This window comes from Nitrobacter sp. (assembly GCF_051535215.1).
In the GTDB taxonomy this organism is placed as follows: Bacteria; Pseudomonadota; Alphaproteobacteria; order Rhizobiales; family Xanthobacteraceae; genus Nitrobacter.
Map to the genome: position 1 here is coordinate 43,639 of NZ_JBPPLY010000007.1, position 12,555 is coordinate 56,193.

Sequence of the window (12,555 nt, forward strand, 5' to 3'; positions counted from 1 at the left end):
ACCGGTTCGAAGACATCCACTCGCATCTCGCGAGTGCTTCGTTCTCGGCAATAAACACAATGCTGCACCAAACCTTCAGCAATCCGGCCGCCGAGCGATGCTCAACTATCGACCAGCGCCACGCCGATTGCGTTTAGACGACGCACGGCTACTTCGTTGTTTTTACGCGCTGCCTGCTGGTACCAGTGCGCCGCCGCGTCGCGGTCTTGCGCAATGCCGCTTCCCGACATCAGCGCATCGCCGAGCGCAACTTGCGCTTCCGCCATGTCCTGCTCGGCCGCCTTCCTGAACCATTCGGCCGCCTTTTCAGGATCTGCCTCGCATCCCTGCCCTTTTCCAAGCATCACCGCGAAATTGAATTGCGCGACCTTGTGTCCCTGGCGCGCCGCCGCTTCGTACCAACTCGCACCCTGGGCCACATCCTTGGCCACGCCCGCACCGGTGCAATACATCACCGCGAGATGAAACTGCGCGCCCGCATGGCCGGCCTGTGCGGCTTCGGTCATCCACGCCGCCGCGGCTTTCGTATCGCTGATGGCGCTCTCCTGATCGAGATACAGCAGCGCCAATGTGTATTGAGCATCGATATGACCGACGCCAGCGGCGCGAGTGAACCACGAAACGGCAGCTTCGGCATTCGCAGGTCCCCCGAACCTCCCCATTTCCAAAATACCGAGTTGAAACGCAGCCGGCGCATGACCGGTTTCAGCCGCCTCGCTCAACAGCGAGCGCACCTGTTCAAGCCGTTCAGTCGGCCCTTCTTCTTGATGGAGCAGGAAAAGCGCATAGGACAGCTTGGCATCCGGATCCCCGCCCGCGGCTGCCTTGCTGAGCCACTCTCCCGCGCGCTTGTGATCGCGCGGGACTCCATTGCCCGCCGAATACAGCTTGCCGAGTTGCAACTGCGCGGCGCGGATGCCGCCTTCGGACGCACGCTCGAACCACTCGATAGCGGCTTTCACGTTGCGTTCAACGCCGGAGCCGTTGAGATAGAAGATGGCGATGTTGAACGCGGCGGTCGCATGGCCATTGCCGGCCGCGCGCTCGAACCATTTCGCAGCCTGACGGATATTCGGACCGACGCCAGTGCCTGTCGCGTAGAAGCGGCCCATGAAAAACTGCGCCTGCACGTCTCCGCGCTCGGCAGCCTTTTCGTACCAGACGGCCGCTTCCCTCAAATCCGGCTCGGCACCTGCGCCGTGCGAATAGAAATCGGCCAAGGCCTGGATTGCGGGAAAGTAGTCCTTGCGCGCCGCCTTGCGCAGCGCGGTTTCGGCCCGGTCGACATCCTTCGCGACGCCATGACCTGCCAGACGCAGCAGACCGATATTGTAGAGCGCGATCGCATCATCATGCTTGGCCGCGTTATGGAACAGGCGAGCGGCTTCCGTCGGAGCCTCCGGCATACCCGTTCCTTTCAGGTTCATGAACGCAAGCGCAACCTGCGCTCTGACATGATCCCGTTCGGCCGCCTTGCGATACCAGACCGCCGCCTGTTCGAAATCGACGGGAACACCCTTGCCCTGATAATAGACGTCGCCCAGCGCGAATTCCGCGGCCGCGCAGTTCTGATCCGCCCCGGCCAGATACCATCCGAGCGCCGCACCTAAATCCTTCTCGCAGCCGAGTCCCTCGCAGTACATGTTGCCGAGGACGGTCTGTGCTTCTGCTTTACCTCTCTCCGCAGCGGCCGAGATCCAGCCGAAGGCCGCCTCGACATCCCTTTCAACGATCGTTCCATACGGAAATACAAGATGGTGGATATCCGACGCTTTTTCGCCCAGCCGAACGGCGGAAGATCTGCGCCAGGTTTCGTGGCGATAGGGACCGAGCAGCGGCTTGTCCCCATGCAGAAAGATCAGGCCAAGTTGAAACTGCGCTTCGACATTGCCCAACCGAGCCGCCCACTCGTACCAGGCTACGGCATCCGGCACGCTCCTGACGACACCCTCGCCTTTCACATAAAGCGTGCCTATTCGGTAGCCCGCTTCGGCCTCGCCGGCCTCTGATGCCAGCTTCCAGCACCCGATCGCTTCGAGGTATTTACCGCGCTCATACGCAGCCACCCCCTGCTCCAAAGGACCAGGGCGCGACGTTGCGGACGCTGGACGAATCCAATCCAGAAGCGATCGCGGCGAAAGCATCATGGTTCACGCATAGCCTCATGAATGCCCTTCAGCATTCCACCGAGCAGATACATCGCGGCAGAACGAGTGCCGACATTGATATCCCCTTGAAGGGTCATGCCCGGAATCAGGCGGAAGTTGCTCGGCACGTCCTTGAAATTATACGCGTCCACCGAGCAGCGCGCCTTGTAGTAGGTGTAATCGAGCGGCTTGCCGTCATCGTCCGTCGTGAACGCGCCCTCGCTGATCCAGCGCACATTTCCGGCCGCCGTACCGTGCTCCGCCGCATTGAAGGCGTCGACCTTGATAGTGCAGGGATCACCAGCCCGGATGAATCCGACATCGCGCGAGGAAATCCTGATTTCCGCTTCGAGCTTGGTGTCGATCGGCATCAGCGTGATGAAAGGATCTCCCGGCTTGAGCACCGAGCCGACCGAAAGCCTTGCCATGGTCAGCACAACCGAGGGTTCGGCAGCGGTCCAGCGCACCAGGTTCTGATGCTTGAGCGCCTTCTCGTAGGTCGCTTTCGCTTCGTCGAGCTTGTTGCGCGTCGTCACCAGATCCTGGCTCAATTGCGCGAACCATTGCTGTTTGAAGGCGTCGCGATCGGCAATGACCGAGCCCAGCGTATTCTGCGCCACGATCAGGCCATTGTGCGTATTCTCCAGTGTCCGCAGCAATTCCAGCCGGGCATCCTGGGAAACGTACATGTTGAGCTGAGATCCCGTGCCGTGCTCCGCGAGAGTCGTGCGCATCTTCTCGATTTTTTCAAGAACATCATCGCGTTGCCGATATCGGGCGTCGTCGCCACGAAGCTTTTCGATCGTCGCCTGGGTCTCCTTGATCTTCGATTCAAAACTGTTGATTTGGGCGTTGTACTGAGCCACGCGCTGCCCATAGAGCGCCTTCTGCAGGGCCGCATATTTCTGGAAGTCCGGATCCGACTTGTCAGCAAATACGGGCGGCTTCTGGTTCAACTCGGCCTCGTCACGCGCGACCTGCGCCTCAAGGCTTGCCATCTGCAACTTCGCCTGCGTCAAGTCGGCGGAGGTGAAGGTCGCATCGAGCGTGGCGAGCAACTGCCCCGTCTGAACCTGCTCGCCCTCGCGCACGTTAATTGTCTTGATGATCGATGGATCCAGCGCCTGCAGGACATTGATATGACCGGCCGGCACGATATTGCCGGTCACGCTGGTGATGACGCGGTCGATCCGCGTCAGGCATAGAATTGCGACAATCGAAACAAGAAGCGCGGAAAGCACGAACAGCGTGGCGCGCGCGGCGAGTGGTTCGGCCGCCTCCCGGATTGCGTCCGTCTCCGACTGGAATTGGCGAACGGTGGCGAGCGACGCCTGGCTATGGGACAAGGGTCGGGCTCCGGAGTTTCGGCTTGTCGCTACGGACCGCGGGCACGAGATGGGTGTTCTGCTGATACCAGAGCGAACTGTAGATATCGTTCCGCTCCAGCAACTCCGTGTGGCGCCCGATATCGTCGACCACTCCCCGGTCGAGCACGAGGATAGCGTCCGCCGCCGTCAGCGACGACAACCGGTGAGAAATAATGATCAGCGTCCGGCCATTCGCTATTCGCGTAATGTTGCCGTTCACGATGGCCTCGCTGTCGGCGTCGAGCGCGCTCGTGGCCTCGTCAAGAATGAGAATCGGCGGATCGACGATCAGCGCTCGCGCGATTGCGAGACGCTGCCGCTGTCCTCCGGAGAGATTGGGCGATCCTTCATAGACACGGGTTTCATAACCGCGCGGCAGCTTGTCGATGAACTCCTCCGCGCCCGCCATTCGCGCCGCCTTGACGACATCATCGAAAGTGGCGTCCGGCACGGCCGCGCAGATGTTCTCGCGTATCGTCCCGCTAAAAAGAAAATTTTCCTGCAAAACGATGCCGACGTTCCTGCGCAGATGATCGACATCGTATTCGCGAACGTCGATCCCGTCGATCTTGATCAGTCCGTCGTAATCGGAATGCAATCGCTGCAGGAGTCGCGTGATCGTGGTCTTTCCGGAACCGCTCTTGCCCATCACGCCGAGCGTCGTTCCCCGGGTTACCTCAAAGGAAACGCCATTCAGCGTCGGCGAGACTGCGCCCTTATATCTGAAGGTGACGTTTGAAAATTCCACCCTGCCCTCGATCGGCGAGCGGACGCCATGCCCGGAACGCCCCTCCTCGGCCGGCTGGTTCACGAGGTTGCTGACGGTCGCGACCGCGCTCCGCGCTTCATCATATTGATTGATCAACTGGGCCATCTGCATCAACGGGGCCGACACCCGCTGCGACAGCATCAGGAATGCAAACAACGCCCCGATAAAAACGGGATCGCTGTTGGTCAGCGCGAGATACACGCCGACCGCATAAGAACCGCTCACCGCAAGCCGCTCCAGCGGACGCACCACCGCCTGGATCGCATTTCCCGTCATTCCCTCCGCGAACCGCGCCTTGGCGACCCGTGCAACCAGCACGTCCCACAAATGGCGCTGCCGCGAATCGAGTGCGAGCGATTTCACCGTCCGGATGCCGTTGAGCGTTTGGACCAGAAACGCGCCCTGTTCGCCTTCCGCGACCAGGACGGCATGCGACGCCTTGCGATAGGTCGGAAGCATCAGGATCAACCATCCGACGATCATCCCCGACAACGCCAGGACAACCAGGGTCATGACCGGGCTGAAGAAGAACATGACGGGCAGGAAGAAAAACAGCGTCGTCGAATCCAGCAGCGTGCCGAACAACTGGCCCATCAAAAACGAGCGAATACGGAACACTTCCCGGATGTCGCGCGCGACGAGGCCGACCGCGGTCTGCTCGAAATAGTCGATGGGAAGATTGAGCACTTTTTCGAAAACGTAGGTGGACAGCTTGACATCGAGCCTGGTCGTCAGGTGATGAACAAGGATTTGCCTGAGGAACGCGAACATCGCTTCGAAAGCGATGAGGACCAGCATCGCGAGGCAAAGCACATAGAAGGTATTGTACGCGTGATAGAAGATCACCTTGTCCGACAGCAGGCGCCAGAACATGATGGGCGCGAGGCCGAGAAATCCGAGAACCAGCGCGGCGATCGCCACGTCCCGGACGATGCGCCGCTCGCGAAATATCAATGCCGTAACCAGACCGAAACTGAAGGGCTGGGATTCGTCCGATATATCGTAGTTGCGCTTGGCTAGAATGACGTCCCCGGACCAGATATCCTCGAAACGCGGCCGATCGATCACGAGCAGCGCGTCTTCCGCCGCATTCGGGTCTCTCAGCGCAATGCGGGTATTGTTGGCGTCGCCATCGACGCGCAACAACACCATGTAGCTTCCGTTGCGCAGACCAACGATGGCCGGAAGCGCCTTTTTCAGATGAGAAAGTCCGTCCCAATCGAGTTGAACGTGCTTCGATCGCATGCCTGCCTTTTCGGCGCAGCGGACAAGCCGGCCGGGAAGCACCTCCTCGCCGCTGAGAAGGTTGTCCTTGATAAGCTGAGTCGAGGTGAGATGCAGGCCGTGCTGTCGTGCGACGATGACCAGACATTCGAGTCCGGACGGAAGCAACGGATCGATATCGGCATTCTCGGCGACGGATTGCGCGATCATGAAAGTCCGGTCTGTCTGTTATTGCTCATCAGAGCGTATCATTCCGGATTGAATGATAACACGCCCATATCGATAACATTAGATACAATAAAAGTGACGGAAACACGAACATTTGGCGGCCGGCGCCGCCGCGATAAATCCGCAATCCTCGACGGCCGGGGGCGTAACGGAACTAGGCTGTCACTTCTTCCTGAAAGTTGAAGCCGCTTCCTAACAATGTCCTCTTGATGGCTGCGTCATCCGCCTCGGGCATCAGCGCCAGGGCACAGACCTCAAAATTTTCCGTCGCCACCGAGATGGTGGGAAAGCCCGCCATCAACAGCAGATTGCCGAGGCGCTCGGCCGTAAATCCGGTGCGATGGGCCATATGCATGTGGCCTTCCTCGATCGCACGGGAATGGCCGTAAAGCATGTCGAGGGGCCTGATGGGACCGGCCGGAGATTGATAGGCGACGGCCGCAATACCTTGCTCGACGATGAAATGAGCTACGGCCTCGAGATCCGGCGTCATCAGCAGGGCAAACCCGTCCTCCTTCAGAATCCGATGGAACTGGCGCAGCGTGGGAAAAACATCGTGGGCATAGAGGTGTTCCAGGACGTGCGATGACCAAATCACGTCGAACGACTGCGGTTCGAAGGATTTCTCGAGTTCGAGGACCGAACCAACGACATCCGGTTGGACGCCGGGATCGATGTCAAACCGGACCTCTTTCAACTCTTGCTCATGGATCATGTGAGCAATTCGCCGCGCCGGTCCAGGTCCGGAGCCCGCATTGAGCAAGTGCTTGATACCGGACAAGATCGGCTCCTAACATCCCGATTGGAGCTATCGGAAAGCGGGTTGAACGAGACGGCTCCGGGGCCGACTACAATCACCCTATCGATGTGGCCTCACAAAGGCATGATTGCCTATCGAAGCTTTTCCATATCACTAACATCGAGTCTACAGAACCTCTCAAAAGCAAAAGCCCCGCCGGGAGAAGCGGGGCTTTCGCAAATGTTGCGTCTTTAGCGGCCGAATTACGAAAGCTTCGGCAGGGTGACGATCTGGTCGCTGAAGTGAAGTTCCTCAACTCCGCTGACCGCAATCGTCTGGTGATCGCTGAAGTGGAGCGTGTAAGTGTTGGTGCTCGAATCGGGATCAATCTTGGTTAGGTCAAAGATCGAGCGATCGGCAAAGTCGACGGTGTCTTTGCCGCCACCCCCGAAGATCGTATCGTTGCCGTGGTGCGTCTGGATATGGAAGGTGTCATTGCCGGCACCGCCCTCCAGCGTGGAGTTAGCGCCATGAGCGCCGCCATCACGCAGCCAGATCTGGTCGTTGCCGGCACCGCCCTGCATGACGTCGCCCTGCACGCCGACCAGCGTGTCGTTTCCAGCGCCGCCGAGAAGCGTGCTGTGCCCGCCCGTGTTGCCGCCGCCGCCGTGGAGGTTATTGTCCGCACTGGCAAGATGCGTATGACCGCCCGTACCGCCGTGAGGGTGACCATGACCGCCGTGGTGCGAGTGACCACCCGCGTTGGCATCGTGCGAATGACCGCCGCCTCCGCCTGAGGCCAGCGCGCCCGACACAAGATAGTCATTGCCCCCGCCGCCATCCAGCGTGTCGTTACCGGTGCCGCCGAAAATGCTGTCATTACCGGCACCACCGAACAGCGAACTGTCACCGTGACCTCCGCGGATCACGTCGTTGCCGCTGCCGCCATAGACAGTATCGTTGCCGCTGTCGTGCAGGTTGATGGTGTCGGACCCTCTGCCGGCCGCGACGAATATGTCGTTGTCACCGCCGGTCACATTCAGCCGGGCGCTGTGATCGTCCAGAATGATCGCCTTCAGGTTGGGATTAGTCTGGACATTCGTCGACTGCGACACGTCCAAAATCTGAACGATCGGCGGAACCGGTCCGCCGTGAAATGGTCCGGACTCCAACCATCCCCTTGTGCCATCCTCATTCTCATGGAAGACGCCGCTTTGTTCGAGCGAGTCGATCAGCGCTGATCTTACGCCCGCTTCGATATTTCCGTTATGCTGGACGAAATGATCCAGCTCGGTCTTCGTCAGGTAGGAAATGGCCATGGTACCCTCTGACTGGAATCCCAAGATCTGTAGCGAAGCAGATACCCCGGTCGACGCCAATCGACGCTAATATGCTGCGGCTCGAAGGTGCTCTATGCTTGAACCAGGAATTGATCCGCGCCGAATGCATCATCACGTTATATGTTATGATGCACCGCGATATTTGTTATGTTAGTTGTGTGATGCCGCCTGAGTCAAGGGGTCAAATTCACGGGCTGTTAACATACATTTTACTCTTATCGTCCGCTACAGCCGGTCCTGACCGCCTCCGAGGCCACTTAACAAGGGATTTCAGGGCGTTTGGGCCGGTTCCTCGTCGTTTCGGAACTGTCATTCGCAATTCGCCGTCGAAGCATGCGTTAGAATATCGATCCGGGAGCAGATTCCACGCCGTTCTCGATTGTGATTGTCAGTTAAGGAATGGTAATGCCGTCGGGCTTTATTGCCCGGAAATGTGAGATTTCGTTACTGTGGCGCCCATATGAGCTTTTCCGGATCGATGCGGAGGATTATCACCGTTACCCAGCGCAAAGGCGGTGTCGGCAAAACCACGATTGCGGTCTGCGCCGCTGCAGCCCTCGCACGCCGCGGCCATCAGGTCGCGCTAGTCGACAGCGATCCTCAACGCTCTGCTTCACAATGGGCGGAGCCGGGCAATCTTGAATTCCCCGTTTATGAAATGGCTTTGGAGCAAACGTCGGTGTCCGCCTGGGCCCAGGAGGTGCGCAGCATTCAAGCCGGCGTGGTGGTCATCGATACGGCTCCAAATGCGCGCGAGATGGGCGCCTCGATCGCGCTGGCCAATCTGATCCTGGTGCCCTGCACGCCGTCCGGTCTTGATCTCGACGCGACGCTGCAGACCCTTGCGATCATCGACGCAGCGCGGAAACACCGGCGAGATCGAATCAAGGTGATCCTCGTGCCCAACAGACTAGACCGCCGCACGCTCGAAGGGCGGCAACTGATCGACGAATTGAGCGGGTTCGGCGAAATCGTCGCGCCGTCGATCGCCGCCCGCGCCGCCTTCGTCCGCTGCTTCACCAACGGTCAGTCGGTTACAAGCTTCATGCCGGGGGATGCGGCCGACCAGGAAATCCAGCAGCTCGCGGATACGATCGAACGGGCTGAGCGGGAGGAATAGAGCAAACCCGATCGCTTCAGCTCGATGAGGTTATCTGGACTCAGCAGGACCAAGCAAAGTGGGGATCACGTTTTGCGTGCCTGATGGACGGGATGAGGCTGTTACCGCGGCTTCCTCCAGCCTCATTTTCTCGAGCAAGAGATCCGTCACTATCTTTCGGAGCCGCTGATTCTCGAGCTTGAGCTCTTCCAGAACATAGCGCATCTGGTCCATCGCCGGCGAGCCGGCGAGCGCCTTGCGGTCCTGATCATTGGCGTGATTCCGGGGGACGTCTGATTCCGGCCTGGGCAAGGGAAGCTTCCGCCACCGATGCAGCGTCATCACGCTCACCCCGAGCGCCTTGCAAACGTCCACCTGGGAATTGCCAGCGCGAGCCAGTTCGTCCGCCCGGGCCAGCTTCAAAAGAATTTCCTCGTGCGAATGCTTCTTCATCTTACCGTCCAAATGCGCTCGGTTCATCGTCCATTAACGACTCGCCTAAGCCGACGCCAGAACCAATGTAAATCAGAACCAATGTAAATATTGTTGGAAATAACGCCACAACAGAAATTTATTGGTAATTCAGCATTGCCCCAATGTCGATCATCATCCGGTATCCGCGCAAGTTAGCCATTGGTGTTAGTTGCAATGCAACGTAATTTGCAGGCAACCACTGGCCAACCTCGACGCGGTCCGATCGACAGACGTCTTTAACATCGGCCGCTTTATCATCTCCGCCATTATTATAAGACGAACACATAAAATACTGCTTTTTAACAAAATATCAAATCCAAGCCAGTTGTGGGTCGCTAATCCGGTGCGGATCCGATTTTTCAACGTCGCACGGAGGATCTGTACGCTTTCAAATCCGCAAAATGCGTTTGCGGGCCCCGCTGCCACTCAGACAGCGGACTGTTACGCCCGTTTCTACCGAGCCGGTTTGTCCGATCCGAGCGGCGACGAACCGATTCGCGATCTTTTGTTCGTCATGCGACCATAGGTGAACCGCGGTCAGACCGTAATTTTTACCTTTTTTTAACGTTAACTTGTCGCCATCAACCGCTCACCGTGTGCTCGTCGGTTCCTGACGCAATTGGCTCCCGCAGCAGCGCCAGGCTACGCAACACATGGCCCAGCCTCAAACGCTAAAATTTGACATTGCGACAGCAGGCAATGCGCCACGGGCACAGGGACGAGACCGATGGTCGCATCCATGAGGTTCGACTGGCAGATACGCGACCTCAGCACAGTCGATGTTCAGTCGCTCATGGCGGATTTTCTGTTCTGCCAGAATCAGCGCCTGAGAGGGATCATCTGATTGAACATCGATCTGCCGCTGAAGACACTTGAAATTATGCCCGTCCGAATTCAGCAGGTTCTTGTAGAAAGAGACGCGATAGTCGTTCATCGGAAACTCCTCGTCTTTCTGAATGGTGGCCGGGTGAACCGCAGTGCCCTCAAGCCTCCATGGCGGACAACCGCCGCCGGTTACGCAACGCGATCTGGCGAGCGCTCGAGAACATCAGGACGCCATCATCACTGAGTTGCGAAAGCGCCCGTGAGACGGTTTCCAGCGTCAGACCGAGATAATCGCCAATATCGCGACGACACATCGGGAGTGCCATCATGCCGGCCTTGGCGAGCCGGCGGTCCATTTCCAGGAGGAAAGTGGCCACCCGCTCCATCGCAGTCTTACGGCCAAGAAGCAGCATATGATCTTCGGCGTGCCGGAGATCGCTTGCCGTCAATGTCCAGAGATTGCGGGCAACCTGGACGTTCGATGCTGCGGCCTTCTCGAGGCTGCGGCGAGACACGAGGCGGACGGTGGTATCGACGATCGCCTCGGCAGTGAGGCGGTGCTCCGAACCGGGGTCGAGACCAAAAATGTCGCCCGGCAGGTGGAACGCGCCGATCTGCCTTCGCCCGTCGCTCAGGAGTTTATAGGTGCGCACTGCACCGCAGATAATCTGGTAAAGATATTCGGAAGGCTCGCCCTCACCGTAAATTTCCTCCTCTTTCTTGTAGGAAAATTCGCTCGCGACCACTCCTGAGCAACGAGCGATGGCACTGAATTGATCGGCTGGTTCAGTCGCCATGACATGCGAGATGTTGAGAGCCTTGGCAGTCGGGGGAGCGATCGTCTGGGTATGCATGTCATCATCTCCTCGGTGCGGATGGTTTGGTTTACCCGAGACGTAGACGCCGGAATATTTCGGTCGATATCCTAAGGGGAGCCTCCTAGGGGCTTCTACGGAGGTGCCGGAGATGTTCCATCACATCAGGCGGACGTCGCCCCGATATTTCGGCACTCCGTCGGCGTATGTCGCAATCCTTCCCAAGGTCTTCCTGCCCACTCCGGATCGTGCGTGTCGAGCGTGAAACTCGCGCGCGTGTCGATCGCCGAAACCTGCCGAACTAAGATCGACCTTGATCAAAATCAACGTGCGGCGCGACGGACCGGCTCTTATCGAACGACAGGCAATTATCGGATCGGATCATTCCAATGAAAGCGCTCGTCTACCATGGACCCGGGCACAAAACGCTCGAAGATCGTCCCAAGCCGCAAATCCAGTCTGCGGGAGATGCCATCGTCAAGATGGTGAAGACGACGATCTGCGGCACGGACCTGCATATCCTGAAAGGCGACGTGCCAACCTGCGCGCCGGGCCGCATCCTCGGGCACGAAGGTGTCGGGATCGTCGATGCAGTGGGCGCCGGTGTCACGACCTTCAAACCGGGAGACCATGTCCTGGTTTCCTGCATTTCCTCCTGCGGCAAATGCGAATACTGCCGCCGAGGTCTCTACTCCCATTGCACCACCGGCGGCTGGATTCTCGGCAACGAAATCGATGGGACACAAGCGGAATATGTTCGGACCCCGCATGCCGATACCAGCCTTTATCACATCCCGGCTGATGCCGATGAAGAAGCGCTCGTCATGTTGAGCGATATTCTGCCGACCGGCTTCGAATGCGGCGTCCTGAACGGCAAGGTGGCGCCCGGATCGACCGTCGCGATCGTCGGCTCCGGGCCGATCGGTCTTGCCGCATTGCTGACAGCGCAGTTCTATTCTCCGGCTGAACTCATCATGATCGATCTGGATAACAAACGTCTCGAGGTCGCCAAGATATTCGGCGCGACACATACGATTAACAGCGCGAGTGGAAGGGCTGCCGACGAAGTGAAAGCATTGACGGGCGGCAAAGGCGTCGATACGGCGATCGAAGCCGTCGGCGTTCCTGCCACCTTCGTGCTGTGCCAGGACATCGTCGCCCCCGGCGGCACCATCGCCAACATCGGCGTGCACGGCAGCAAGGTCGACTTGCATCTCGAGCGATTATGGTCGCACAACGTCTCAATTACGACCAGACTGGTCGATACGGTCACGACCCCGATGCTTCTCAAGACGGTCCGATCAAATAAGGTCAATCCCGCCAAATTGATTACCCATCGCTTTCTCCTCGACCAGATTCTTGAAGCGTACGATACATTCAGCCGCGCTTCCGATACCGGCGCGCTGAAAGTGATCATCGCGGCCTAGAGTCTGTCCGCTTTTGACGAAATCAAAAGCGATCTTCCCGCGTAGTCAGCACCCCACGAAGGCCGCCTCGCGCCTCGAAATGACGCGCAACTCAGCCGCGG

The 12,555-nt window shown here is 58.6% G+C and carries 10 protein-coding genes; 2 read left to right on the forward strand and 8 right to left on the reverse strand.

The window, feature by feature from the left end:
* Positions 1 to 101 precede the first annotated feature (101 nt).
* From ACS3WB_RS09320 to ACS3WB_RS09340, 5 genes are all read right to left on the reverse strand, one after another.
* Positions 102 to 2,144: a tetratricopeptide repeat protein gene (locus tag ACS3WB_RS09320; protein WP_438275284.1), complete on the reverse strand. Its 2,043-nt coding sequence runs from the start codon at positions 2,142 to 2,144 to the stop codon at positions 102 to 104.
* Positions 2,144 to 3,493 (reverse strand): HlyD family type I secretion periplasmic adaptor subunit, encoded by a 1,350-nt coding sequence (locus ACS3WB_RS09325; RefSeq protein WP_438275285.1) that lies wholly within the window; start codon positions 3,491 to 3,493, stop codon positions 2,144 to 2,146. The genes ACS3WB_RS09320 and ACS3WB_RS09325 overlap by 1 nt, the downstream gene beginning before the upstream one ends.
* Entirely contained in the window at positions 3,483 to 5,717 is a 2,235-nt protein-coding gene (locus ACS3WB_RS09330) for a peptidase domain-containing ABC transporter (protein WP_438275286.1), read from the reverse strand. Before ACS3WB_RS09330 ends, ACS3WB_RS09325 begins: the two co-directional genes overlap by 11 nt.
* Positions 5,718 to 5,889: 172 nt before the next feature.
* Positions 5,890 to 6,519 carry a class I SAM-dependent methyltransferase gene (locus ACS3WB_RS09335; protein WP_438275371.1) on the reverse strand — a complete coding sequence of 210 codons (630 nt, stop codon included), beginning with the start codon at positions 6,517 to 6,519 and terminating at the stop codon, positions 5,890 to 5,892.
* A gap of 218 nt (positions 6,520 to 6,737) precedes the next feature.
* Positions 6,738 to 7,853 carry a calcium-binding protein gene (locus tag ACS3WB_RS09340; protein ID WP_438275287.1) on the reverse strand — a complete coding sequence of 372 codons (1,116 nt, stop codon included), beginning with the start codon at positions 7,851 to 7,853 and terminating at the stop codon, positions 6,738 to 6,740.
* A 439-nt stretch (positions 7,854 to 8,292) separates the two neighbouring features.
* On the opposite strand from ACS3WB_RS09340, the gene ACS3WB_RS09345 reads away from it, so the two are divergent.
* Positions 8,293 to 8,934, forward strand: coding sequence for an AAA family ATPase (locus ACS3WB_RS09345; protein WP_438275288.1), 642 nt, complete (start codon positions 8,293 to 8,295; stop codon positions 8,932 to 8,934).
* A gap of 30 nt (positions 8,935 to 8,964) precedes the next feature.
* On the opposite strand, the gene ACS3WB_RS09350 is transcribed toward ACS3WB_RS09345, so the two are convergent.
* From ACS3WB_RS09350 to ACS3WB_RS09360, 3 genes are all read right to left on the reverse strand, one after another.
* Positions 8,965 to 9,366, reverse strand: coding sequence for a transposase (locus tag ACS3WB_RS09350; RefSeq protein ID WP_438275289.1), 402 nt, complete (start codon positions 9,364 to 9,366; stop codon positions 8,965 to 8,967).
* A gap of 685 nt (positions 9,367 to 10,051) precedes the next feature.
* Positions 10,052 to 10,321, reverse strand: a complete 270-nt coding sequence (locus ACS3WB_RS09355; RefSeq protein ID WP_438275290.1) for a hypothetical protein — start codon at positions 10,319 to 10,321, stop codon at positions 10,052 to 10,054.
* Between the two features lie 49 nt (positions 10,322 to 10,370).
* Positions 10,371 to 11,066 (reverse strand): helix-turn-helix domain-containing protein, encoded by a 696-nt coding sequence (locus ACS3WB_RS09360; protein WP_438275291.1) that lies wholly within the window; start codon positions 11,064 to 11,066, stop codon positions 10,371 to 10,373.
* 350 nt (positions 11,067 to 11,416) lie between these two features.
* On the opposite strand from ACS3WB_RS09360, the gene ACS3WB_RS09365 reads away from it, so the two are divergent.
* Positions 11,417 to 12,454, forward strand: a complete 1,038-nt coding sequence (locus ACS3WB_RS09365; protein WP_438275292.1) for a zinc-dependent alcohol dehydrogenase family protein — start codon at positions 11,417 to 11,419, stop codon at positions 12,452 to 12,454.
* The last annotated feature ends 101 nt before the right edge of the window (positions 12,455 to 12,555 follow it).